The organism is Kribbella sp. NBC_01505, assembly GCF_045040285.1.
In the GTDB taxonomy this organism is placed as follows: domain Bacteria; phylum Actinomycetota; class Actinomycetes; order Propionibacteriales; family Kribbellaceae; genus Kribbella.
Map to the genome: position 1 here is coordinate 1769123 of NZ_CP109425.1, position 24295 is coordinate 1793417.

Sequence of the window (24295 nt, forward strand, 5' to 3'; positions counted from 1 at the left end):
AACCTCAACAGTCTACTCACGAGGGCGGCCAGAGGAGAAATCAGGTCACCCGGGCCCGCGACGACGACTTTTGGGCGTCATCCGGGCGCGAATCGGCGGACCCTACTGAAAATGATTGTCGATTCAGATAAAGTCCGCGGCTGTGACCGCCACGCACTCCCGTCCTGCCCTGCTGTCTGCCCTCCTGAGCCTCGTTCTCGGTGCGCTGTGCCTGCTCGTCCCCTGGACAGCGGGTGCTGCTCCCGCGCCTGAGGTGCTGCGCGCCGTCCACACCGACGTCCTGCACACGACGTACGACGGGACCGCGCTCAAGCTCGCCACCCGGGTCGGCACCGGCACGTACCGGGAAGCCGATCCGGCCGGTCTGATCTTCAACCTGGAGGACGCCGGCTCGGCCCGCGTCGAACTTCCCGACCTCCCGGCCTTTTCCTTCCTGGGTACGCCGGGCAGCACGGTCTGGATGGCGCCCGAATCCCAGGACCCCGAGCTGATCTGGCCCGGCTGGGACACCGAGACGATCCCTGCGGGCGCACTGCGTGACGACACGGTCGATCTGACCCTGCTGAACGCCGAGGGCCCGGGTGCGGTCGAGGTGTTCGCCAACTACGACGAGTTCACCGGGGTCGTTCCGCGCATCTTCAGTTCGGCGGATCCGGCGTACAAGACGCTGCATCAGCCCACTGGTCGGCATGTCCACGCCAACTGGTCCTTCGCCGCCCAAGGCACCTACCACCTGACCTTCGAGGCCTCCGCTGTCACAGCGGCTGGCACGGCAGTCACCTCAGGCCTCATCACCTACACCTGGGTAGTCGGCCCCTACGAGCCTGTGACGGAGCCGACTCCGACGCCAACGACGACACCCTCCAGTACTCCGTCGACCACTCCGCGTCCGTCGACCCCGCCCCCGACCACTCCGTCGCCCAGTACGCCGTCCTGCGTGACCACCGTGCTGTCCGTTGGGCACGTGGATGTGGCGGCTCGTACTGTCGGCGACCGGCTGCGGTTCCAGGTCAAGGACGGCACCCGCGGCACCACTCCGGTATGGCGTGATCCGGCAACCGTCGCGTTCCAGGTGAAGCCCGAGGGCGACGAGATCGTTCCCGCCGACCCGGCGTACCGGTTCCTCGGCACTCCCGGCTCCACCATCTGGCAGATTCCGCAGACCCAGGCGGAGAACCTGCTCTGGGCGGGCTGGAACACCGAGGCCGTCGACTACAGCAAGCTGTCCGGCCCGGTCCACTGGTCACTCGACAAGGTGCAGGGTCCCGGCAAGCTCGCCGTCTTCCAGTTCGACCAGTTCGGTGCCCCGCTCATCTCCTTCGACAGCGGCAAGCAGCTCCCCCAGTCGATCGCCCTGGCCGCCCCCACGCACGCCCACGGCAACTGGGCCTTCACCAAGCTGGGCCTCTACAAGCTCACCTTCACCTACTCCGCCACCACGAAGACCGGCCAGCACCTCACCGACACCGCCACCCTCCCGGTAGTAGTAGGCAACGACCTCAAGCCCCTCTGCCCCAGCAACCCACCCACCGCGACCCCAACCTCACCATCCACCTCGTCCCCCACCTCATCCGGACCACAACCCAGCAAGCCATCCCCCGGCGCACCCACCACCCGCGCTACCTCCCCGGCCGAGCGCTCCGGAACCACACCCACCACCACGCCGGCGTCCAGCAAGCCCTGCATCACCACACCCCCGCCGACCACCTCTCCCGCCAGTACGCCGATCGCGCCGCCCCCGCCGTCGACCACCCAGCCAGCGAACACCACGCTGTCGAACGGTCACGCCGACTACGCCGTACGACTAGTGGCCGGTGCACTGCAGTCCCGCATCAAGGACGGCACCAAACCCGGTACGCCGGTCTGGCGTGACCCGGCCACCGTCACCATCCGCCTCACCTCAGCAGCAGGCACCACCTCCCCCGGCGGAGCGTTCGGCTTCCTCGGCCCCAAGGGCACCCCGGTCTGGCAGATCCCGCAGACGCAGAAGGAAGGCGTCGTCTGGCTCGGCTGGAACACCGAAGAGCTCAAGCCCGGCCAGGTCCCCGGCAACACCGTCACCTGGCGCCTGGACAAGGTCGCCGGCCCCGGCCGCGTCTCCGTCTTCGAGTTCAACTCCTTCGGCCAGCCGCAGATCATCTTCAACTCCGCCGACGGCCTCCCCGACACCTACCAGATCCCCATCGGCACCCACGCCCACGGCAACTGGTCCTTCACCAAACCCGGCACCTACAACCTCACCTTCACCCACAGCACCCCCACCACCCACTCCACCTCCACCCTGCGAGTCGTCGTCGCCCCCACCGGCGGCGCCAACTCCCTTGAGCACGGTTCAACCACATCCACCCCCGAAAAATGGTCGAACGGTGCTCAAGGGGCGGCCGGGGATGTGTCGGGGTGCAGGTTGGCTGCGACGGGGGCCGACGTACCGGTTGGTTGGTTCGTCGCGGCGGGGTTGTTCATCCTGCTGGGCGGCGTACTGCTCGTGGCGACCCGACGGAGCGCCAAGTGAGGCGGGCGATCGCGGCGGCCGTGTGCCTGACGCTGCTCGCCGGATGCGCCGGTACGACGGCCAGCTCCGACGGGAAGCTGAATGTCGTCACCACGACGGAGATCCTGGCTGACCTCGTCCAGCAGATCGGTGGGGACCGGGTGAGCGCTTCGAGCTTGGTACCGCCGGGCGGCGACCCGCACTCCTACGAACCGACCCCCGCTGACGCCAAGCGCGTGGCCAAAGCGGACGTCACGTTCACGAACCACCTGCTGCTCGAACCCCAGAGCCTGATCAAGACCATCGACGCGAACGCCGACAAGAACGCCCCCAACGTCTCCCTCGCGGAAGCGGCCGAGTCGTACGGCGCCCATGTCATCCCGCTCGTCGAGAACATCGGCCTGGACGTCCTCTGGCTCGGCCTGCGCGTCCGCGGCACCGGCAAGCAACGCGGAGCCACCCGCACCTCGTCCGTCCAGCTGGCAGCCACCAAACTCGACGGCCCCGGCCAACTGGTCGCCTACCTGACCGAGTCGCTCGGCCAGCCGGACCGCTACTTCGACTCCACCAACGGCCTCGACAAATCGGACAGTACGACGCTCCCGCCGGCCGCCCACACGCACCTCAACTGGGCCTTCACCAAACCCGGCATCTACCACCTGACCCTCCAAGGCAGCCTCGACAACAACGACGGCAAGCTCCAGCCGCTCGGCCAAGGCACCTTCACGTTCGCGGTCGGCGTCGAACCCCACGCCGTCAAACCAGCCAGCGGCGGCCCGGCGACAGTCCTGGACGACGGTCACACCGACCTGACCGTCGACCTCGATTCCGGCCAGGTCTACGCCTACTCCGACGCGAAGAAGGTCGGCGCCGCCCAGTCCCAGGTCCCCGCCGGGAACGTCGTGATCGACGTACCGAACAAGGCCCTCGTCCCCATCCCCGACGACCCGAGGTTCGCCTTCCTCGGCAAGCCCGGCACGCAGATCCACCAGCTCCCGCAAGCGGTCCTCGGCAAGCACGTGCACGGCGAGATCGACCCGCACCTGTGGGAGGACGTCGCGAACGCCAAGGCCTACGTCCAGCTGATGCGCGACACCCTGATCTCGCAGGACCCCGACGGCAAGCAGACCTACGAAACCAACACCACGGCCTACCTGCGCAAACTCGACGAGCTCGACGAATACCTCCGGACGACGCTCGCCACCATCCCGCCCGATCGCCGCCAGCTCATCACCACGCATGACGCGTTCGGGTACCTCGCCTCGGCGTACGAGATGACCGTGGCCGGATTCGTCGTGCCGAACCCGGCGCAGGAACCGAGTGTCGAGCAGGTCCGCAAGCTGTCCGACACCATCCGCAACCTGCACGTCCCCGCCGTCTTCACCGAGCCGAACCTCGCCCAGCGCGCGTCCGTCCTGATCCAGGTCGCCCGCGACCAGGGCGTCCAGGTCTGTTCGCTGTACGGCGACGCGTTCGACGACCACGCAAGGACCTATGTCGACATGATGCGCCACAACGCCGACGAGCTGAAGCGCTGCCTGGGGGACCACCGATGAAACTCCTCGCCGCACTCCTGCTCGCCGTTGCCCCACTCGCGCCAACAGCCGAACCAGTTGTCATTGGCAACGGTCACGTCGACCTCGGCCCGAAGTTCGTCCACGGCCGCTGGATTGTCCAGCTCCGCGACGACACCACCGACCCGGCGACCTGGCGGGACCTGGACACGGTCGTCCTGCAAGCGAGCGGGAAGGCGAAGATCGCCGTACCGACTGATCCGGCGTACCAGTTCCTGGGCAAGCCGGGCCAGTCGATCTGGGTGATCCCGCAGGTGCAGCAGGACGGCATCGTCTGGCCGGGCTGGAACACGCAAGACACCGAGGTCGCGACCCGGGTCGACCGCGAGGTCACCTGGTCGCTGGAAGGCGTCCGCGGACCGGGCGCGTTCACGCTCTTCCTCAACTCGGACTTCGGCAAACCGCAACCGGTCTTCGACAGCCGCAAACCGTTCCCGCAGCAGACCGGGATCGACGTCAACACGCATGTCCACGGCAACTGGACCTTCGATGCCCAAGGCACCTACCTGCTGGACGTCGCGATGACGGCCAAGCTCACCGACGGCAGTTCCGTCACCGACCGCCGCACCCTTCGCGTCTACGCCGGAGACGGAGACGCCCGTACGGCGTTCGCCACGCCGACCCCAACCGCCGTACCGGCGACTGTGCCGGAGGAGGGCCAGCGGATCGAACTGTGGTGGTTCATCGCCGGCGCGGCCGTGCTCGTCCTCGTCACCACCGGCTTCATCGTGGTCAGGAGACGCGCATGACCGTTCTGACCGTCACCGGAGTCGCCGTCGAGCTGGGCGGCCGCGAGGTCCTCAACGACGTCTCCCTCAGCATCGCCGCGCGCGAACACGTCGGGCTGATCGGCCCGAACGGCGCCGGCAAGACGACCCTGCTCCGCGCCTTGCTCGGTCTGCTGCCGATCACGGCCGGGAGCATCACCATCGGCGGCAAGACGCCGAACGAGGCTCGCGGTTCGATCGGGTACGTCCCGCAGCGCCATGAGTTCGTTTGGGACTACCCGGTCCAGGTCCGGACCGCGGTGATGACCGGGCGCACGCACCGGATCGGCTGGCTGCGTAGGCCCGGGCAGATCGACCGCGACGCCGTACAGGAGGCTCTGGAACGCGTCGATCTGACCGACCTGGCGACGAGACCGATCGGTGAGCTGTCTGGTGGCCAACGGCAACGAGTTCTCGTGGCCCGAGCGCTGGCGCTCAAGCCGAGCCTGCTGTTGCTGGACGAGCCGTTCACCGGCCTCGACGTACCGACGCAGGAGATTCTCACGCGGCTGTTCAAAGAGCTGACCGCCGAGGACACCGCGATCCTGATGACCACCCACGACCTTCCGGCCGCCGCCGACACCTGTCACCGGCTCTGCCTGCTGAACGGAACGGTCGTCGCCGACGGCTCGCCGGACGAGCTGCGCGATCCGGCGATCTGGTTGCGCGCCTTCGGGGTCGCAGGGTCCGAGCAGCTCTTGCACAGCCTGGGAGTGACCCGATGATCGAGTTCTTCACCGAGCCGTGGACGCACGTGTTCATGCAGCGCGCGTTCCTCGTCGTACTGATGTCCGGCGTGGTCTGCGGCGTGATCGGTACGCACGTCGCTCTGCGAGGAATGGCGTTCATCGGCGACGCGGTGGCGCACTCGGTCTTCCCCGGGATCGCGATCGCGTTCGTCCTGAAGACCAGCCTGGTCCTCGGCGGCATCGTCGCCGGCCTGATCACCGCGCTCTCGGTGGCCGTCTTCTCGCAGAACCGGCGGCTCAAGGAGGACACCGTGATCGGCGTCTTCTTCGCGGCCGCGTTCGGCCTGGGCATCGTGGTGATGAGCACGGCACCCGGGTACGGCGGTTCGCTGGAGTCGTTCCTGTTCGGATCGGTGCTCGGGATCGGCAACGCCGACGTGATCACGGTCGCGATCGCGGGCGCCGTACTGCTGGTGATCACCGGGGCGCTGCACAAGGAGTTCGTCACGGTCGGCCTGGACCGGGAGACCGCGCGGTCGGTCGGGCTGCCGATCTTCTGGCTGGATCTGGCCATGTACGCGATGGTGACGGTCTCGATCGTGATCTCGATCCAGGCCGTCGGCAACATTCTCGTGCTGGCGTTGCTGATCACCCCGGCCGCGTGTGCGCGCCTGCTGACCGACCGGATCGGCGTGATGATGGCGATCGCGCCGGTGATCGGCGCCTTCTCCGGCCTGACCGGTCTCTACCTTTCCTATGCCTTCAACCTCGCCGCCGGCGGGTTGATCGTGCTCACCGCCACCGCGGTGTTCATCGCGTGCTGGGTGTTCGCACCCCGGCACGGCCTGCTCTCCCGCCGTACCTCACGTACGGCGGTCCTGGTTTCCGCCAACCCCTGAAAGGAACCACAATGCGTGTCACCACACGCTTGATGCTGTCGGCAACGACAGTTCTCGCGCTCACCGGCCTGGCAGTCCCAGCCAACGCCACCTCCTGCGTAGTTCTCGACCAGGGCCATGTCGACGTCGTCGGCATCGCCTGGGAGGACAACGCGTTCAACCTGCACGTCCACGACGAGGAGCACGGCGTCGAGTACACCCCGGCCGAGGTGCAGCTCGTCGCCAAGCCTGGTTCGAAGATCGCCGTACCGGCAGACCCTGCCTACAGCTTCCTCGGTACGGCGGGCAGCGCCGCGTGGGTGCTCCCCCAGGTCCAGGACCCCGAGCTGCTCTGGCCCGGGATCGGAGCTGAGGAGATCGCCGCTGGTGTGTTCACCAACGACGCTCTGAAGGTCACCCTGGTCGGTGTCAGCGGACCGGCCGACTTCAGCATCTTCACCACCGACGCGTTCGGTGCGCCGACGCGGCTGGCGGACAGCGGAGACGGACTGCCGGACACCATCAACACGACGGCCGGCGGTCACCTGCACGCCAACTGGGCCTTCGAGGCGGCCGGTACGTACAAGCTGAAGTTCAAGGTCGGTGGCACGCTCGCCGCCACCGGCAAGAAGGTCACCTCGGCCGTCGCGACCTACACCTTCAAGGTGCAGGCGTGAAGGCCCGTGGGGTCGCCGGCGCCCTGATCGCCGGTTTCGCCGCCACTGTCCTGACGGTCGGTCCGGCGTTCGCCGCCACCACGATCTCGTCGGGTCACGTCGACGCCATCGACGTCGACTGGACCGGCTCCGCTCTGACGCTGGACATCAAGGACGGCACCGTCTCCCCGACTGTCGACCGCGCCCCGGCTGACGTCGTACTGAACGCTGTGTCGGCCAGCAAGACCACTGTGCCGTCCAGCTCGGCGTACTCGTTCCTGGGCTCGCCTGGTGACCCGGTCTGGATCCTCCCGCAGACGCAGGCCACCAACATCCTCTGGCCGGGCTTCAGCACCGAGGGCGTCCCCAGCGGCGTCCTCTCCGGCAACACCGTCTCCGTAAAGCTGGTCTCGGTCAGCGGACCGGACGCGGTCGCCGTCTACACGACCAACTCGCTCGGTACGCCGACGGTCTGGTTCGACAGCGGCAACGGCCTGCCGGACACCCGGTCCATCCCGATCAACACGCATGCCCACGCCAACTGGGCCTTCGAAGCCGCCGGCACCTACACCGCAGTCTTCGAGGTGACCGCCAGCACCACCGGCGGCACCGCCATCACCACCGGACAGAAGACCTACACCTTCACCGTCCAGCCGTAACAGCACCGAGACAGGCAGGGGGCTCGGCGCCGGGCCCCCTGCACCTCCGGACCGTTAAGTTGCCGGGGTGACCGCGTTGATGCTCGTTGTGCTGGTGGTTGGGACCGCCCTGGTCGTGGGCGGCACTCTGTGGTTCATCGCGTTCACCAAGCGCCGTAACGAGGCCCTGCGGCAGCGCGCGCATGCCATGGCGCAGTACGGGTGGTATCTCGCACCTGCGAATGCGTGGCTGGCCGAGGTGGCCGCTGGGCTGTGGACACGCGGCCGGCCGGGCGAGATGTTCGCTGGCGACTACCACGGCCGCGGTATGTGCGTGCTGGAGTACACGTACACGACCAGCAACGGCAAAACCACCTCCACGCACCTCGTGCATCTGGTCGCCCTCAACCTGCCCGTCGCACTGCCACCGCTGACGCTGACCGCGGAGTCCGGCATCACCCGCATGCTCGCGGGGCGCGACTTCGAGCTGGAGAGCCAGGCGTTCAACGACCAGTTCCGTATTACCTGCCAGGACGAACGCTTCGCTTCCGCCGTACTGCACCCACGGATGATGGAGTGGATGCTGTACAACCCCGGCCTGCAATGGCAGCTGGCCGGCAACGCCATCGTCTCCTTCTCCGCCGGCGGCTTCAGTGTTCCCGACGTACTGGCTCGCCTCGAGGCCATGACCGGGGTGATCGACCGCATTCCGCCGTTCGTGCTCCGGGACTACGGCGCATGATCACGACGTTCGTCGTACTGGCAGTGCTTGCCGTGGGGTGTGGGCTCTTGTGGCTGCATTCGCGGGCTGAGCGGCGGCGGATCTTCGCACGACGGCTAGCAGCGGCTGCGAAGGTCGGGCTCGAGCCGGCGCCGGTTGAGCCTTGGCTGGTGGAGACCGCGGCTCGGAGCTTCGGAGCGCGCGGTGAAGCCGAGCACCTGGTTGCGGGGCCGCACGGCGTGCAGGAGACCTTGGTGCGGGCGTTCGACTACACCTACGACACCACCAGTACGGCGACCGCCGCGAAGTGTCACGTGATCACGTACGAACTGCCGGTGGCGTTGCCGCCGATCGCCGTACTGCGGAAGAACCCGTTGCTGCCGGGGCAGGAGTTCGAGAGCGAGCAGTTCAACAAGCAGTTCTCGGTCGACTGCGCCGACTCGCGCTACGCGAGCGCGATCATCAACCCGCAGCTGATGCTCTGGCTGGTGGACGACTACCGGTCGCTGCAGTGGCGGATCGAGGGGCGCCTGCTGATCGCCTGGGGTGTCGGCTACTGGACGTATCCGGGTCTCGCCGACGTCCTCTACGCCTTCGACGGGATCGTCCAGCGCATTCCGCCGTTCGTGCTCACCGACTACGGCAAGCCGACCACAGACTGACCCCACAGGGTTTCTCGGCAGAGGTGGCCAGGGTGGTGACGGTTGGGCAGAGTACGTTCTGAACTGCACCGTCTGGTTTGACCGCCCCCACACCGACGAGGAGTGCACCATGCGCACACGTGTCCGAGGAGGTCTGGCGCTTGCCGGGCTCCTGACCGCGATGATCTCGTTCACCAGCCCCGCTGCCGCCACCATGACTCCGCAGGACTTCCGCTCGGAGGTCGTGTCCCGCACCAACGCCGAGCGCGCGAAGGTGGGCTGTCCGGCGCTGAACCGCAACGGCGCGCTCGACAACGCCGCCCAGGGCCACGCCGCCGACATGGCCAACCGGAACTACTTCAGCCACAACAGTCTGGACGGCCGGACCCCGTGGGACCGGATCGCACAGGCTGGCTACCCCAGCAACAGCGGTCGGGCAGAGAACATCGCCGCCGGCCAGACCACACCGGCGGCGGTCGTGACGAGCTGGATGAATTCAGCCGGACATCGCGCCAACATCCTGAACTGCAGCTACCGCTCGATCGGCGTCGGCTACGGCTACAACACCAGTTCCACCTACGACCACTACTGGGTGCAGGACTTCGGCACGGTCTAGGTCAGCTTGGTCCAGACCTGCCGCAGCGCCCGGGCCGCATCGCCTTCCAGCCCGGCGTCGTCCAGAGTGTCGGCCAGCTCGTCGAACTCCGGCCCCCAGCGCCACGCCACGGCCCGCAGCTGCTCCGGCAGTTGTGGGTCGCGGAGGGAGCCTGCGTCCGCCCGCACCTGCTGCGCGACCAGTGCGTCCGTCACGCCATGCTTCTCGGCCAGCTGGAACGCCAGCACCGCCAGCGCCGCCTTGCCCTTGTTGTACAACGCGTACGCCGACTTCGCCGCGCTGGCTGCGCCTGGCTCCGTCCCAACCACGCGCGGAGTCACCGCCGTACCGGCCCACAACGCGGCAGCCTGCTCAGCCGCAGCTCCCGACAGCATCAGGTGCGTCGGACTCGCCCCACCACTCGGTGGCGGTCCCACTACCCCAGCGTCCACGAACGTCGCCTCCGGTACGGCGGACTGCGCCTCCCGCAGGGACATCGGGGACAGCGGGTTCGCCTCGACGTACAGGCCGGTGAATCCAGCCCGCCCTACCTCCCGAGCGATGTCCACCGCACCCTGCGGTGCACAGGAGCACAGCACCACCTCAGCGCTAGCAATCGCCTCATCAAACGACTGCCCGACCAGTCCAGCCGCCTCAGCTCGCTCAACAGACGCCCCGCTACGCCCCTCCGGCACCCAACTCACCACATGCCCAGCACTGACCAGCTCCCCGGCAAGCCGCGATCCCATGGCACCCGGGTGAAAGACGGTAATCCGCATGGCCCGAGCAGATCAGCTCTGGCCGAGATATGCCAGTACCGCGAGCACGCGCCGGTGGTCCTCGGCGTTCGAGATCAGTCCGAGCTTGGCCATGATGCTGCCGACGTGGGTCTCGACCGTGCGCTCGTTCAGCCACAGCCGGCGGCTGATGCCGGCGTTGGTGCATCCCTCCGCCATCAGCGCCAGCACCTCCCACTCCCGCGGTGTCAGTGCGCGGAGCCGCTCCGGCCGCCCGAGTAGCCTCGCGACGACCTCCGGGTCCAATGCCGATCCACCGGACGCCACTCTGGTCAGTGCATCCAGGAACTGATCGACATCCAACACCCGGTCCTTCAGCAGGTAGCCGAACCCACCGGAACTGACCAGCTCGATCGAGTGCCGGGTCTCGATGTGCTGTGAGAGCAGGACGATCCCCATCGCCGGATAGCTCTCCTTCAACTGCCGAGCGGCCCGCACACCGTCATCGGTGTGGTCCGGTGGCATCCGGATGTCGATCACGGCCAGATCCGGCCGCGTCTCCGCCACCACCGTCAGCAGGCTGACCGCATCGGCTGCCCGGCCGACCACCTCGTGCCCAGCGTCAGCGAGCAACCGCGCCAGTCCCTCGCGGAACAGCGCCGAGTCCTCACCGATCACAATCCGCATGGCAGCACCACCTCGATCGTCGTACCGCGTCCGGCCGGGCTGTGCATCGACAACGATCCACCGATCGCTGCGACGCGATCCAGCAGACCGCTCAGCCCGGAGCCCGGTCGCGGTTCCGCCCCACCGCAGCCGTCGTCCTCGACCCGGATCCGCACGTCTGCGGCCGACTGCTCCACCCGGACCGCGATGGCGGTCGCCCGCGAGTACTTCGCCGCATTGGTGACCGCCTCGGCCGTCACGAAGTACGCCGTCGTCGCCAGCTCCTCAGGCAGTTCCCCGGGACCGATGTCCAGCCGGACCGGAATCGGCAGCGTGCGAGTGATCGCGGTGAGCGCCGCGTGCAGTCCGTCGTCGAGACTGGTCGGCCGGAGCCCGTGCGCGATCTGCCGCAGCTCAGCGATCGCAGTCGACAGCTCAGCCACCCCCTGGTCCAGCAGACCGTTCACATCGACTGTTCCATCGGCCAGGTGTCGCTGCGCCAACCGCAGCGCCATGCCCAGAGACACCAGCCGCTGCTGCGCGCCGTCATGCAGGTCGCGCTCCAGCCGCCGGCGTTCCTGATCACCCGCCTGGACAAGCCGGGCCCGACTGGCCTCGACGTCCCGCAGCGCCCGGGCCAGCTCCGCCCGTAGTCTGCTCACCTCGACGAGACTGGCCGCACCGGTCGCCACAGCCTTCAGTACCGCCGGACCGCTCGCCCCCGCAAGCAGACCGATCTGTACGCCGCCAAGCATCACCGGTACGCCGCCTTCGATCCCCACTGGCCGACCACCGGCGTCGATGAACCCGGAGGCTCCCGGCACCAGCAGACCGACGCGCAGAGCGGGATCCCGGAGTGCGGTCTGCAGGGACTTCTCCAGGTCCTCCGGATCGGCCTGCTCGGTGTGGATGCGCCGCTGCAGGTCTTCGATCGCGGCCAACGCGGCCCTGCGCGGCGGATACAGCCGCCGGTCGACCAGTCGTTGCAGTCGGACTCGGAGTGGGCTCAGCACGAGCGCACAGGCCGCAGTAGCGACCGCAGCCGCAGTCGCCGATCCCTTCCCCAGAAAGAGCCCGAGTGTCAGCGCAGTCACGGCGTACGTGCCCAGTAGACCGACCACGACGATCGCGTAGGTGACTGTGTCGGCTATGACGCGGTCCACGTCGTACAGGTCGTGGCGGAGCATCGCAACGGCCACTGAGGTGGGCAGCGCGATCAGAGTGGCAATGCCGAAGACTGTTGAGACCAGTCCGGTCTTGCCTGCGATCAGTAGCTCGGTCAGGCAGACGAATGGGTAGACCGCGACCGCCAGTCCGGCCAGCGACAGCCACTTCAGCTGCGCACGCACACGTCCGGTCGAGCGGCGGAAGCGCACCACTAGCGAGACTGCTGCGGCCAGGAGCAACGCGAGCAGGAGTACGAAGACGGCCTCGCTGAGCACCCGGACGGCGAGCGGTGGTGGTGCGAAGGGGCGTGGCAGGTCCTGGAGCGGTGCGAGGAAGGGGACCGTCGCCACGGCACCGAACCCTTGCTGGGCGACACCGCAGACCACGAGCAGCGCAGCAGGCACTCGCCAGCGCGGACTCGGCAGTTGACCGTCCGGGAAGTGCAGCAGCATCAGAGCGACAGCGATGAAGAGCCACCAGCCGCTCTCGTCGAGCAACGCGACCACGCGGCTGTCCAGCGGCAGTCTGCCCGGCTCGGCGACCACTGCGGCGTAGTAGACGTCCCGCGACGCCAGGTACATCGCGGTCGCCCCGACCCAGGTCAGCAGCGGGCCGACCAGGTTCCCCGGGACCTTCCGGGCGATCAGCAGGCCGAGTACGGCGATCGCCGTACTGACTGTGCCGAGAGCGGCGAAGTTGCGCACCGTGTGCGGACCGGCGGCGCCAGTGAGCAGCAGCCAGCCACTGCCCACGGCCAGCGCCGGAACGAGCAGGAAGGTGCCGAGTGTCGCCCATCGCGGCCACCACATGCCGTCAGGTTAGGACCGAATCTTCAGCCAGGCTTCCGAGTCAGCACGGAGATCCATCTCCGCGCTGACTCCGATGTGCCGGACCGGTCCGCGGCGGTTCCCTGAAGTGGTCAGACCGTCCCGTTCAGGAGGTACCCGTCATGTCAACCGAAACCCTCGTCCGCAGCACCCCGACCACCCGGCGCCGGGTCGGCTTCGTCGCCCTCGCGCTGGCGGCCACCGCCCTGGCCGCACTCCCCGGCGGGCTGCTCTGGCCCGAACCGTCAGGAGGCGGCGAGACCTACGCGTACGCCGACATCCAGCCGCATCGCGCGCTCTGGTGGGGACTGCTCGTGGCGCTGGCCGCGAACCTGATCATCAACGTGCCCGCCCAGGCCCTGCTCACCGTTCTGCTGGTGCGCGCCCGCGGCGCCGCCTGGGCCACCGTCGGCGGCGTCATGATGTGGATCGGCACCGCCCTGTACGCCGTGGGCGTAGGTGGCTGGGCAGCCGCCTACTACTTCGCGACCGCAGCCGGCGTCGACCCGTCAGTCATCGACCGGATCAACGACGACTTCGCCCACGTCTTCGGTGTGCTGATGCCGGGTTCGCTATTGGTTGCCCTCGGCACCGTTATCCAGGCCGTCGGCCTGTGGCGGTCCGGTGCCGTTCCGCGCTGGATCCCGATCCTGTGGCTGACCATCATCGCCACCTTCATCGTTCCCGGGAACGGCGTCGCCGGGCTCGTCACCGCCGTTCCGATGACCGCGGCCAGCCTCGGAACGGCGTACTACGCCTACCGCGCCTACCGCCGTACGGCTTAGGCGCGGCCCTCGAAGAGGCTGGTCACCGAGCCGTCCTCGAAGACCTCGCGGATGGCCCGGCTGATCAGCGGCGCGATCGACAGCTCGGTCAGCTTGTCGAAGCGGCGGTCCTCGGAGATCGGCAGCGTGTTGGTGACGATCACCTCGCTGGCCTGGCAGTTCTTCAGCCGGTCGACCGCGGGACCGGACAGAATCGCGTGGGTCGCGGCGATCACCACACCCGCGGCGCCCTCGGCCATCAGCGCGTCGGCCGCCTTGGTGATCGTGCCGCCGGTGTCGATCATGTCGTCGACCAGGATGCAGACCCGGCCCTTGACCTCACCGACGACCCGGTTCGCGACCGTCTCGTTCGGCCGGTCGATGTCGCGGGTCTTGTGGATGAAGGCCAGCGGCGCGTTGTTCAGCCGCGCGGACCACTGCTCGGCCACCTTGATCCGGCCGGCGTCCGGGGAGACCACGGCCAGCTGCTGGTCGCCGTACTTCTCCCGGACGTAGTCGCTCAGGATCGGCAGCGCCATCAGGTGGTCGACGGGACCGTCGAAGAAGCCCTGGATCTGCGAGGTGTGCAGGTCCACGCAGATCAGCCGGTTCGCGCCCGCGGTCTTGAACAGGTCGGCCATCAGGCGGGCCGAGATCGGCTCCCGGCCGCGGTGCTTCTTGTCCTGCCGGGCGTAGCCGTAGAACGGGAGCACGACCGTGATCCGCTTGGCCGAGGCGCGCTTCAGCGCGTCGACCATGATCAGCTGCTCCATGATCCACTCGTTGATCGGCGAGGTGTGGCTCTGGATCACGAAGGCGTCGCTGCCGCGCACCGACTCCTCGAAGCGGACGTAGATCTCGCCGTTCGCGAAATCGTAGGCGGAGGTCGGCACCAGGCCGGAGCCCAGCTGCTCGGCGACCTCGTTGGCCAGCCCGGGATGGGCTCTGCCGGAGAACACCATCAGGTTCTTCTCGGTGGTTCGCTTCATCCCGCTCATGGCCGGCCTCCCGTTACGCTTTCTCGCCAGTGTCGCTCGGCGTTGTCGCGTCCGCACTCTGCGCGAGTGCGTCCGCGGCCGCCTGAGCGGTCTTCGTTCCGGCGCGCTTGCGCGCGACCCAGCCCTTGATGTTGCGTTGCCGGCCCCGGGCCACGGCGATCTCGCCCGGACCGACGTCCTCGGTCAGCGCGGTGCCGGCGGCCAGGTAGGCGCCGTCCGCGACCGTCCGCGGGGCGACGATCACCGAGTTGCTCCCGATGAAGGAGTACTTGCCGATGAACGTCGGGTACTTCTTCACGCCGTCGTAGTTCGCGAAGATCGTGCCGGCGCCGATGTTCGCGCCCTCGCCGATCGTCGCGTCCCCGGCGTACGTCAGGTGCGGCACCTTGGCGCCGTCACCGATGCTCGTGTTCTTGGTCTCGACGAAGGTGCCGATCTTGCCCTTCACGCCGACCTTCGTGCCCGGCCGCAGGTAGGCGAACGGGCCGACACTCGCGCCGTCACCGAGCACCGAGCTGGAACCGTGGGCGCGGATGATGCTCGCGTTCGCCCCGATCTCGACGTCGGTGAGCGTGGTGTCCGGGCCGATCGTCGTACCGCTGCCGGCCGTGGTGGCGCCGTGCAGCTGCGTGTTCGGCAGCAGGGTGACGTCCTGGGCGAGCACGACGGTGCTGTCCACCCAGGTCGTGTTCGGGTCGACGATCGTGACGCCGCCGCGCATCAGCTTGTCGAGCGTCCGGCGGTTCAGCTCGGCGCGGAGCGTGGCCAGCTGGACGCGGTCGTTCACGCCCTCGGTCTGCATCGCGTCGTCGGTGACGTAGGCGCCGACGCGCTTGCCGTCGTTGCGGGCGATCGACAGGACGTCGGTCAGATACAGCTCGCCCTGCGCGTTGTCGGTGGTCAGCCGGCTCAGGCCGTCGCGCAGCGTGGCCGCGTCGAAGACGTAGATGCCGGCGTTGATCTCGTCGATCTGACGCTGCTCAGCGGTCGCGTCCTTGTGCTCGACGATCGCGGCGACCGTGCCGTCCTCGCCCGCGACGATCCGCCCGTACCCGGTCGGGTCGGCGACCCGCGCGGTCAGCACGGTGACGGCGTTCCCCTGCTTGTCGTGCTCGGCGACCAGCTCGTGCAGCGTCTCGGACTCCAGCAGTGGCACGTCACCCGACGTGACCACGATCGAGCCCTCGAAAGCAGCCGGTACGGCGGTCAGTCCGGAGCGCACGGCGTCGCCCGTCCCGAGCTGCTGCTCCTGGACGGCGGTCTTCACGTCCGGGTCCAGCGCGGTCAGATGAGCCTCGACCAGCTCCCGGCCGTTGCCGACCACGACCACCAGGTGCTCGGGCGTCAACGCCCGCGCGGTCACCACCGCGTGACCGACAAGGCTGCGCCCGCCGATCTCGTGCAGCACCTTCGGGGTCGACGATTTCATCCGGGTTCCGAGCCCGGCGGCCATGATCACGACCGCCGCGGGGCGATGGGAAGTCACGCGGTCTTCTCCTCGAGTTCCCTGCGAGTTTCTGGAACAAGTATCTGCACAGGCACCCGATTCAGTGCCCGCGCAAGCCTACTTCTTCTTTCCGGGGATCCCGCATCCCCCCATCCCGGCCCCCGCTCCCCACCAGACCCACGGTGACCGATCCCACACCCCGTGACTCTCCGTACCCGCCCGCGCCCCATACTCGCCCCATGCCCAACCTCCGAGTCCTGGCCATCCGATGGGCCGACACCGACCAGTTCCCGTTCGTCCTCGAGACCGAGGTCACCGACGCGGACGGCGTACGGCGATCGATCGTCGACAAGGAACCGATCTTCGGCGGCCCCGAGCTCTCCCTCGACACCGTCCTCCCCACCGAGATCCTCCTCGAATGCGAAGTTCTCACCCGCACCCCGGACCGGGTCCGCATCACGATCGACCTCCCGCACGGCGTCCTCACCTCCGACGGCACCGCGGACTTCGACGTCCACCCCGACCAACTCACCGACTGACCTCGCCCCCTCCTCCCCTCCCCCAGCCTCCCCTCTCCCCGCCTCCCCCGCCGCGCCCTTCTCCCCCCGCTCTCCGCCCGACTGTTGCCCCTTCAAACGAGGGGTTGCCCCCTCGTCCTTCCAGCAGGCAACCCCCCAAACCAACGGCTACCCATCGCACTGAGGGGTTGCCCACCGAAAGGGGGGCCCGCCCGTCCCAAGGAGGGGTTGCCCCTCCTTGGGACGGGTTGCCTGTCCGTACTTTCAGGGGGCAACCCCCCGGAGGGAGGGATATCCACGGAGTTGGGGGGTTCGCCGAGTGGCGGTCGGGTGCGGGCAGGCGCGGTCGGCGGTCGGCGGTTGGCGTAGCAAGCTCGCCATCGGTGCGGCTGACGGACTGCGATCGGCGCGAAATGGGGGTTGAGCGCGCGACAATGCGGGACAGGCGAAATCTCTTGTGCACCTGGAGGAACTATGGGACTCACGCTTGGCGCGATTGTGTTCAACGTGCCCGACACGACCTCGGCCTCCGCGTTCTGGAGTCAGGCGCTCGGTTACACGCAACAGGCCGGCAACCATGACTTCCTGATCCCGCCGGCCGGGGCGTCGACGCGGCTGCATCTCGACTCGAGCGACCGCACGCACCTGGATCTGTGGGTGAGCGCCGACACCACGGTCGCCGCCGAGGTCGCGCGCATGGAGGGCCTGGGCGCTCGCCTGGTCGAGGACTGGACCTACCCGGAAGACGCGGACTTCACCGTCATGGAAGCACCCGACGGCATCCTCTTCTGCCTGATCGAAACCTGATCCGCTGTCGATTCCGGCCCTTCCCATCCGTCAAGTCCGGGACAAGCACCCCGATCAGAGACGAGGACCCCGATGACGAAGTACCTGATCCTGATGAGCGAGCCCGACCACTACGCCCAGTGGAACGCCGCCGACGAGACCACCCGCGACGCCTACCTGGCGGACCTCGCCACCTTCACCACCGCCGTCCGCGCCCACGGCACGCTGCACGCCGTACTGCCGCTCCTCCCCACCGAACCACCCACCGACCTCCACGGCGCCTACCTCGTCGATCTCCCCGACCAGACCACCGCCGCCAACCTCACCAAGCTCCTCCCGTCCCCTTGCGAGATCCGCGAGTGCCAAGACGTCGGCATCCCCATCACCGCCTAGCCGAACTGTCGGAGCTGCCTGGCAGGCTGCTGGGGTGGAGCGGATGGTGGATGTCGGCGAGGTCGAGTTGTTCGTGCGCGAGTTGGGCGAGCGGACCGACGAGCCGTCCCTGGTGGTGATCCATGGCGGGCCGGATGTGGGGCACGGCTACCTGGTGCCGGGCTTCGCCGAGGTCAAACGGCACGTGGTGCTGTTCGACTTCCGGGGATGCGGGCGCAGTTCCCGTGGGCTGCCTGCCGACCGGCTGCAACCGGAGTACGTCGTGGAGGACACCCGGCGGCTGATCCAGGAGCTCGGGCTGGGGCAGGTGGACCTGCTCGGCTTCTCGACCGGCGGTCGGGCTGCGATCCAGTTCGTGGACAAACACCCCGAGCTCGTACGGCGACTCGTGCTGGCCTCGACCTCGGCGTACGACGGTCGTGCTGCGGAGAAGTATCTGGCCAACTGGGATGAATACCAGCGACGCGAGCGCGTGGCGAAACCCGAGGAACGCAACTCGACGATCTTCGTCTGGGACCTCGCCAAGGCACCGGCGTACCTCGAACTCCTGGAGAGCCTCGGTACCGATGAAGGCGACTGGAGCTGGGAACGCGCCATGGCCGGCCTCTACCACCCGTGGTTCACCGGCGATGCCGAAACGATCCTGCGCGACCTCGCCAAGCCCATCCTCATCCTGCACGGCGAGAAGGACATGGGCTTCCCGGTGCAACTAGCCGAGCGCCTACACGCCGCCGTACCCAACTCGCAACTGGCACTCGTCCCCAACGCCGCCCACATGTGCCACTTCGAACACCCCACCCTCTGGGCCAACCACCTGAACACTTTCCTTAGCTGACCTCTGGCTCGCCGAGCGAGGCTCGGCCTTCGCGGAGTTGGCGGTCCACATCGGCCAGCGCATGCCGCTTCCGGCGGTAGCGCTGCTTGTGGATCAGCCGGACCATGTCGTCGTCCCCGACCTCCCACACGCGCAGCGTCCAGCCGCCCCAGAACACCACGCAGTGCACGAACCAGTTGATCAGCCAGGCGACCAGGGCGACGGCGAGCTCGATCAGCCCGTCGGCCCCACCCGCCAGGTAGTTCCAGTCCACGAACCCGGAACGACGCAGCTCCACCTGAACCAGATCGTCCTGCGCAATCGGATACTCCACCCCGCCATTGTCCGGTAAGACTGTGTCCCATGGACATCAAGCACCGGATGATCGTCTTGGACGCCGCGGACCTGGACGCCGAGAGCACGTTCTGGGCAGGGTTCCTGGACGGCACGGTCGAGAAGTGGAACGACCGCTGGCACGCGATCTGGGTCGACGGCGACTGGGCGCTCGGCGTCCAGCACTCCCCGGAACACCAACCACCCACCTGGCCGGACCCCACCCGGCTCCAGCAGATCCACCTCGACCTCTACTTCGAAGGCCAAGCCGCTCACGCCGAGGCCCACAACAAAGCCCTCACCCTGGGCGCCCGCGTCCTCAAGTCCGGCGACCCCACCGCCACCCGAGGCACCAACGTCTACGCCGACCCCGCCGGCCACCCCTTCTGCCTCTGCTGGGTCCCCCCAAGTCCGATTACCTAACGGTGTCGCTTCACCCGCCCAACGTCCGAACGATCGCAGTACGTCATCAGCGTGTCTTTCGGACGTTGTGACCGCGTCGCGCCTAACGTCCGAACGACCGCAGTACCTGGTCTTCGTATCTTCGGACGTTAACCCCAGCGACTGCAGGTTTGCCCGGTTCACGGGGATCTGCTGCCGCTGGATGACAGCAGAACCCCGCAAAGCTGCATCCACGGGGCAGTTCGCCCCGCTGGACGGCGGCCGGGCCGTCGCGCGCCGCGAATCGCTGGCGGGACTTGGTTCTGCTCGTCTTTGTGGAGTCTCATGGTCGCTGGGCGCCTATTTGGTTCCACAAAGACGCGATACGCCCACCTCCGGCGGCCACTGAAGCGCCCAGTACGGCGAGTCTGTGGCTGAGGGGGATGGCGAGGCCGGTGACCGCGGCTCTTCGTCGCCTACGGCTGACGGGCTATGGCTGAGGCACCTGAACGGGCCGCGATGACAGTGACCGTTGCCTGAGGTGAACAGCGAGCGACCGCCCTGGCGGGCACTGGTGGCCAGTGAAGAACCACCGCGGCGGGTCAGCTGTCAGGCCTCCTCGCGACCGGCCGCAACCGTAGCCCGCTAACCACAAGCAACCAGAACCGCGGTCACCGGCCTCGCCATCCCCCTCAACCGAAGACCACCCCAGCCACCCGTCTCAGTAGATCCGGCCGCAGCGGCGACCAGCCACCGCCGACGCCCCCGGCCGAATCCGAGCGAACGGACGGGACGAGCACATTCAGGAAGGCGGGGTTCCTGCCCAGACAAAGCCCCCAGCCCACCACGACCCAACACCGCCAGCAACCTCGCAACCCACCCACCCCTGCCAACCGGCCGCAACGGCGAACAACCACGAACCGACCCCACCGGCCGCATCCCAGCGCACCCCCGCCGTACCGGCCAACCCCCACAGCACAACGTCCGAAAAAACGCCCAACCACGTACCGCGGGCCTTCGGACGTTAGCGCCTGACAGCAACCCGACTCGCCTTGGCTCACCGGCCATAGGGTCCCCCACAAACCCCATGACGCCGTACGGCGCTCGGTGCGACCATCTGTCCATGACCACGGGTTTCCCCGCGCGGCACTTCTCGATCGGCCTGCCAACAGACGCCGAGGACCAGTCCCTCACCGCGCTCTCCCGCCACGTCGCCAAGACCTTGGCCGCCGACGACCCCATCCAGATGGACGACATGATCGCGCTCGCCTTCGAGACCGAACTCGGCGACGACGGCATCACCCGCGGAACCTTCAACGTGGTCTTCTCCGCGGACCGCCCCGTTCCCCACCCCGCCCTACGCCTCCTCACCTAGTCACGACCCGCCGACCGCCCCTTCCTCCGCCCCAAAGGTGGGCCGCCTTCTCCTTGTGCACGCCCGCCAACTTTGAGCACCCACCAACCGTTTCCGCGGTCCACGAATGGTTGGTAGGTACACAAAGATGCAGCGCGCGCCCAAAGGTGGACCGGCTGCTCCTTGGGCTGACCACGAGACGCCGCCCGCCCCCAAGGTGGGCCGCCTTCTCCTTGTACACGCCCGCCAACTTTGAGCACCCACCAACCGTTTCCGCGGTCCACGAATGGTTGGTAGGTACACAAAGATGCGGCGCGCGCCCAAAGGTGGGCCGGCTGCTCCTTGGGCTGATTACGAGACGCCGCCCGCCCCCAAGGTGGGCCGCCTTCTCCTTGTACACGCCCGCCAACTTTGAGCACCCACCAACCGCTTCCGCGGTCCACGAATGGTTGGTAGGTACACAAAGATGCAGCGCGCGCCCAAAGGTGGACCGGCTGCTCTTTGGGTTGGTTACGAGACGTCGGGGCGGGTCATGAGGGGGGATTGCAGGAGCAGCTGGAGGTTGGGGCCGGTCAGGGGTACGCCGTTCCAAGTGGCGGTTGCCGTTGTGGCGTTGACGATCAGCCGGACGTGGTGCGGTGTCGTGATCACGTAGAGGTCGGCTCGGAAGGTATCGCCCTGCCAGCCGCCGGTCGCCACGACGGGACGGCCGAGGGGAGAGCTTTCGCGCCATTCGACATGGCCTACCTCGATCGCCGGCCACGAGCCGACCGTCAACCGCCAGCCACCATCGACGGGGTCGACGACAACCGTCGTACCGGACGGCAGTGCTGAGTTCTCAACGGATGCGTCGATGGTCGCTTTGGCTGAGCGCGTCAGGCCCTCGCCGGACACCGGCGCGAGCGACAGCTTCCGCAGCCGGTCGGCGAGGACAGCGTCGTACTCGGGGGTTGCCTCGTCGATCCCCGGCAGCACGAAGTCCCAGAAGATGCCGGGGATCGGTTGGCGTTCGTCGAGGGCGGAGGTGACGGCGATGATCAGGTCGTGCTCCGGTACGACGATGCATTGCTGGCCGAACGCGCCGTTCCCGAAGTAGCCGTGCCGCGACCGCCAGAACTGGTAGCCGTACCCGCAGAGAAAGTCCGAGGACGCCCACGCGTCCTCGACCGGCAGCGTCTCGATGTGCTGACTGGTCGCGAGCTCAACCCAGTCCCGCGGAACGAGCTGCCGGTCACCCCACCGGCCCCCGCGCAGCAGCAGTTCACCGAACGCGGCGACAGCCTCGGTCCTCAGGTGCAGACCGTGGAACCCGAACGCGAGACCGCTCGCCACTCGATCCCACTCGGCGTGCTCGATACCCATCGGCCGGAACAGCCGCTCGTCGAGGAACTCCGGCAGCCCGCGGCCGGTGACGCGTTCGACCATCCGCGCCAGGATGAAGGTGGTCGCGTTGTCGTAGATGTGCCGGGTGCCCTCGGGTTCGGTGAACGGTACGCGCAGGAAGCCCTTCACCAGGTCGGCCGGCTCCAGCTCCCATGCCGGACCGAGGCTGTCCTCGGCATGCCCGACCGTCATCGACAGCAAGTGATGCACGGTGATCCGTCGCCCCTGCTCCGACACGTCATCCGGCACATGCTCGGGCAACACATCTACCAAGCGATCGTCCAACGACAGCAGCCCATCGGCGATCACCAGCCCGACGGCGGTCGAGGTGAACGACTTGGTCAGCGAGTAGAGCAGGTGCGGTCGATCGGCCGAGTACGGCGCCCACCAGCCTTCCGCTACGACGTGTCCGCGCCGTACGACCATGATCGAGTGCAGCTCGATGGACTCCGCTTCGATGTGGTCGAGCAGCGCGATGATCGCGCGGGACGACATTCCCGAAGCGGCCGGCGTCGAACGCGGCAGAAGGGCAGACATCCCGGCAGGGTATCGGTCTTAGGACAGCCCGCACACCAGGTTATTTCCGCTGAACGACAGCAGCTCGAATCCCGCCCCGGTCAACTCCGCGCGCAACGCCGACGGCGTGAGTTGGCGGCGATAGGGCAATTCGCCGCGATAGCAGATCCCGGTGCTCGCGTCGTACCGGAACTCGTCGGCGTACTCGCGATCCTCGGTGTACAAGGCCGTCGAGATCAGATACCGCCCACCCGGCGCCAACCGAGCCCGCACCCCGTGAAAGAGCGCCGCGCGATCCTCGTCCAGCACGATGTTCTGCAGGCAGAAGCTGTCCACGACCACGTCATACTGCTCCTCCACAGTCGCCGGCCACCGACAAACATCCTGTACGCCGAAGTTGACGTGCACGCCGAGCTCAGCCGCAAACCGTCTCCCCAGCTCAACAGCCTCGGCGATCAGGTCAACCGCATCGACCCGAAACCCCTGCCCCGCAAGGAAGCACGCAGCTGGCCCGGTCCCACACCCGTACTCCAGCACCGACCCGCCAGCCCGCAGCTCGGGCATGACCCCCTCGAGAAACTCCCGATTGGGAAAGTCCCCAAACCCGCTCCCACCCTCAAAAACCTCGTTCCACTGCGACCGCCCCTCAGCCACCACCCGCCGGTAGACCTCCCGCGGCTCAACCTCGCAATAACGCATTTCCCCAGCGTAGGCGCGATTCCTGTGGCAGTCTTGCGAAATGCAGGGGACCAGACTCGAGCACGTCAGAGCAAACGTCACCAACCTCGCCGACGCCGTCCACTGGTACACCACGGTCCTGGGCTTCGAAGTCGAGTCCTACTGGCCACCAGAATCCCCGAACTACGTCCACTTCGTCACCCACTCCGGCGCCACCTTCGCCCTCATGGAAGCCGAAGGCCGAGGCGGCCGCTTCAACTTCACCGTAGACGACCCCGACACCCTCTGGGCCACCCTCAAACACCAAGCCACCATCATCGAGCCCCTCTTCGACACCCCCTACGGCACCCGCAAATTCACCATCGCCGACCCCGACGGCAACCAACTCGGCTTCGTCCGCAACAGCTGAGGCGCGCTGTGTTCAATCATGAGCCGGTGGGATACGCGTGTCCGTTGTGTTTGGTTGTTGGGGGTGGTGAGGACGAGGTGACCAGCCAGGAGGATGTTGTGCTGCGGAGTGAGCGAGCGACCGCGTTTGTCGCATCGCGGTGGTGGCCGAACAACGTCGGCCACGTGCTCGTCGTACCGAATGCCCACCATGAGAACCTGTACGACCTACCCGTGGCGGACGGGCATGCGGTCCACGACGCCGTTCGCGAGATCGCCATCGCGATCCGCAGCACCTACGGGTGTGAAGGCGTGTCCACTCGTCAGCACAACGAGCCGGCCGGCTACCAGGACGCGTGGCATCACCACGTGCATGTGTTTCCGCGTTACCCCGGCGACAATCTCTACAACACCCGGCACCTACCGACGCCGGCTACTCGGGCCGAGCGTGGGCCCTACGCCGACCGACTTCGTTCGTACTTCGAACGATCCTGAA

At 67.7% G+C, this 24295-nt stretch carries 27 protein-coding genes; 19 read left to right on the forward strand and 8 right to left on the reverse strand.

The features are described from left to right. Positions 1-142: 142 nt before the first annotated feature. The 10 genes from OG474_RS08005 to OG474_RS08050 all read left to right on the forward strand — a co-directional run bounded on the left by OG474_RS08005 (position 143) and on the right by OG474_RS08050 (position 9671). Complete coding sequence (locus OG474_RS08005; RefSeq protein ID WP_405061579.1) at positions 143-2512, forward strand: choice-of-anchor M domain-containing protein; 2370 nt, start codon at positions 143-145, stop codon at positions 2510-2512. Then, the gene (locus tag OG474_RS08010; RefSeq protein WP_405061580.1) at positions 2509-4047 is read left to right on the forward strand and encodes an anchored repeat ABC transporter, substrate-binding protein; all 1539 of its coding nucleotides are present in this window, start codon (positions 2509-2511) and stop codon (positions 4045-4047) included. The genes OG474_RS08005 and OG474_RS08010 overlap by 4 nt, the downstream gene beginning before the upstream one ends. Then, positions 4044-4814 (forward strand): choice-of-anchor M domain-containing protein, encoded by a 771-nt coding sequence (locus OG474_RS08015; protein WP_405061581.1) that lies wholly within the window; start codon positions 4044-4046, stop codon positions 4812-4814. The genes OG474_RS08010 and OG474_RS08015 overlap by 4 nt, the downstream gene beginning before the upstream one ends. Continuing rightward, positions 4811-5557, forward strand: a complete 747-nt coding sequence (locus OG474_RS08020; RefSeq protein ID WP_405061582.1) for an anchored repeat-type ABC transporter ATP-binding subunit — start codon at positions 4811-4813, stop codon at positions 5555-5557. Before OG474_RS08015 ends, OG474_RS08020 begins: the two co-directional genes overlap by 4 nt. Then, complete coding sequence (locus tag OG474_RS08025) at positions 5554-6420, forward strand: anchored repeat-type ABC transporter permease subunit (protein ID WP_405061583.1); 867 nt, start codon at positions 5554-5556, stop codon at positions 6418-6420. Before OG474_RS08020 ends, OG474_RS08025 begins: the two co-directional genes overlap by 4 nt. A gap of 11 nt (positions 6421-6431) precedes the next feature. Beyond that, positions 6432-7076: a choice-of-anchor M domain-containing protein gene (locus tag OG474_RS08030; protein ID WP_405061584.1), complete on the forward strand. Its 645-nt coding sequence runs from the start codon at positions 6432-6434 to the stop codon at positions 7074-7076. After that, entirely contained in the window at positions 7073-7714 is a 642-nt protein-coding gene (locus tag OG474_RS08035) for a choice-of-anchor M domain-containing protein (RefSeq protein WP_405061585.1), read from the forward strand. The genes OG474_RS08030 and OG474_RS08035 overlap by 4 nt, the downstream gene beginning before the upstream one ends. A gap of 67 nt (positions 7715-7781) precedes the next feature. After that, the gene (locus OG474_RS08040) at positions 7782-8435 is read left to right on the forward strand and encodes a hypothetical protein (protein WP_405061586.1); all 654 of its coding nucleotides are present in this window, start codon (positions 7782-7784) and stop codon (positions 8433-8435) included. Next, entirely contained in the window at positions 8432-9076 is a 645-nt protein-coding gene (locus OG474_RS08045) for a hypothetical protein (protein ID WP_405061587.1), read from the forward strand. Before OG474_RS08040 ends, OG474_RS08045 begins: the two co-directional genes overlap by 4 nt. A 109-nt stretch (positions 9077-9185) precedes the next feature. Further along, positions 9186-9671, forward strand: a complete 486-nt coding sequence (locus OG474_RS08050) for a CAP domain-containing protein (protein WP_405061588.1) — start codon at positions 9186-9188, stop codon at positions 9669-9671. Here the strand turns inward: OG474_RS08050 and OG474_RS08055 are convergent. The 3 genes from OG474_RS08055 to OG474_RS08065 form a co-directional block, all read right to left on the reverse strand. Continuing rightward, on the reverse strand, positions 9668-10219 hold the full coding sequence (locus OG474_RS08055) for a DUF1932 domain-containing protein (protein ID WP_405061589.1): 552 nt from the start codon (positions 10217-10219) through the stop codon (positions 9668-9670). The genes OG474_RS08050 and OG474_RS08055 overlap by 4 nt on opposite strands. A gap of 222 nt (positions 10220-10441) precedes the next feature. Beyond that, positions 10442-11074: a response regulator gene (locus tag OG474_RS08060; RefSeq protein ID WP_405061590.1), complete on the reverse strand. Its 633-nt coding sequence runs from the start codon at positions 11072-11074 to the stop codon at positions 10442-10444. Continuing rightward, positions 11062-13029: a sensor histidine kinase gene (locus OG474_RS08065; protein WP_405061591.1), complete on the reverse strand. Its 1968-nt coding sequence runs from the start codon at positions 13027-13029 to the stop codon at positions 11062-11064. Before OG474_RS08065 ends, OG474_RS08060 begins: the two co-directional genes overlap by 13 nt. A gap of 140 nt (positions 13030-13169) precedes the next feature. Between OG474_RS08065 and OG474_RS08070 the strand changes: the two genes are divergently transcribed. Next, positions 13170-13832, forward strand: coding sequence for a hypothetical protein (locus tag OG474_RS08070; RefSeq protein ID WP_405061592.1), 663 nt, complete (start codon positions 13170-13172; stop codon positions 13830-13832). On the opposite strand, the gene OG474_RS08075 is transcribed toward OG474_RS08070, so the two are convergent. Together OG474_RS08075 and glmU are read right to left on the reverse strand one after the other, a co-directional pair. Further along, positions 13829-14809, reverse strand: a complete 981-nt coding sequence (locus OG474_RS08075; protein WP_405061593.1) for a ribose-phosphate diphosphokinase — start codon at positions 14807-14809, stop codon at positions 13829-13831. The genes OG474_RS08070 and OG474_RS08075 overlap by 4 nt on opposite strands. A 13-nt stretch (positions 14810-14822) precedes the next feature. After that, positions 14823-16295, reverse strand: coding sequence for a bifunctional UDP-N-acetylglucosamine diphosphorylase/glucosamine-1-phosphate N-acetyltransferase GlmU (gene glmU / locus OG474_RS08080; protein WP_405061594.1), 1473 nt, complete (start codon positions 16293-16295; stop codon positions 14823-14825). 200 nt (positions 16296-16495) lie between these two features. Here glmU and OG474_RS08085 point away from each other — a divergent pair, with 200 nt between their 5' ends. From OG474_RS08085 to OG474_RS08100, 4 genes are all read left to right on the forward strand, one after another. Then, entirely contained in the window at positions 16496-16795 is a 300-nt protein-coding gene (locus OG474_RS08085) for a hypothetical protein (protein ID WP_405061595.1), read from the forward strand. 453 nt (positions 16796-17248) lie between these two features. Further along, entirely contained in the window at positions 17249-17581 is a 333-nt protein-coding gene (locus OG474_RS08090; protein ID WP_405061596.1) for a VOC family protein, read from the forward strand. Between the two features lie 72 nt (positions 17582-17653). Continuing rightward, the gene (locus tag OG474_RS08095) at positions 17654-17953 is read left to right on the forward strand and encodes a hypothetical protein (protein ID WP_405061597.1); all 300 of its coding nucleotides are present in this window, start codon (positions 17654-17656) and stop codon (positions 17951-17953) included. Between the two features lie 43 nt (positions 17954-17996). Further along, on the forward strand, positions 17997-18788 hold the full coding sequence (locus tag OG474_RS08100; RefSeq protein WP_405064552.1) for an alpha/beta fold hydrolase: 792 nt from the start codon (positions 17997-17999) through the stop codon (positions 18786-18788). Here the strand turns inward: OG474_RS08100 and OG474_RS08105 are convergent. Beyond that, positions 18781-19101 (reverse strand): hypothetical protein, encoded by a 321-nt coding sequence (locus OG474_RS08105; RefSeq protein WP_405061598.1) that lies wholly within the window; start codon positions 19099-19101, stop codon positions 18781-18783. The genes OG474_RS08100 and OG474_RS08105 overlap by 8 nt on opposite strands. A 29-nt stretch (positions 19102-19130) precedes the next feature. Between OG474_RS08105 and OG474_RS08110 the strand changes: the two genes are divergently transcribed. Both OG474_RS08110 and OG474_RS08115 read left to right on the forward strand, forming a co-directional pair. Further along, positions 19131-19523, forward strand: a complete 393-nt coding sequence (locus OG474_RS08110; RefSeq protein ID WP_405061599.1) for a VOC family protein — start codon at positions 19131-19133, stop codon at positions 19521-19523. A gap of 1081 nt (positions 19524-20604) precedes the next feature. Then, positions 20605-20856 (forward strand): hypothetical protein, encoded by a 252-nt coding sequence (locus tag OG474_RS08115; RefSeq protein ID WP_405061600.1) that lies wholly within the window; start codon positions 20605-20607, stop codon positions 20854-20856. 489 nt (positions 20857-21345) lie between these two features. Here OG474_RS08115 and OG474_RS08120 read toward each other — a convergent pair whose 3' ends face one another. Together OG474_RS08120 and OG474_RS08125 are read right to left on the reverse strand one after the other, a co-directional pair. Further along, positions 21346-22755: a serine hydrolase domain-containing protein gene (locus tag OG474_RS08120; protein WP_405061601.1), complete on the reverse strand. Its 1410-nt coding sequence runs from the start codon at positions 22753-22755 to the stop codon at positions 21346-21348. A gap of 18 nt (positions 22756-22773) precedes the next feature. After that, the gene (locus tag OG474_RS08125) at positions 22774-23433 is read right to left on the reverse strand and encodes a class I SAM-dependent methyltransferase (RefSeq protein WP_405061602.1); all 660 of its coding nucleotides are present in this window, start codon (positions 23431-23433) and stop codon (positions 22774-22776) included. A gap of 40 nt (positions 23434-23473) precedes the next feature. On the opposite strand from OG474_RS08125, the gene OG474_RS08130 reads away from it, so the two are divergent. Continuing rightward, a complete protein-coding gene (locus OG474_RS08130) occupies positions 23474-23821 on the forward strand; it encodes a VOC family protein (protein ID WP_405061603.1) in 348 nt (115 codons plus the stop codon). 77 nt (positions 23822-23898) lie between these two features. Next, positions 23899-24294: an HIT family protein gene (locus tag OG474_RS08135; RefSeq protein ID WP_405061604.1), complete on the forward strand. Its 396-nt coding sequence runs from the start codon at positions 23899-23901 to the stop codon at positions 24292-24294. Position 24295 lies beyond the last annotated feature (1 nt).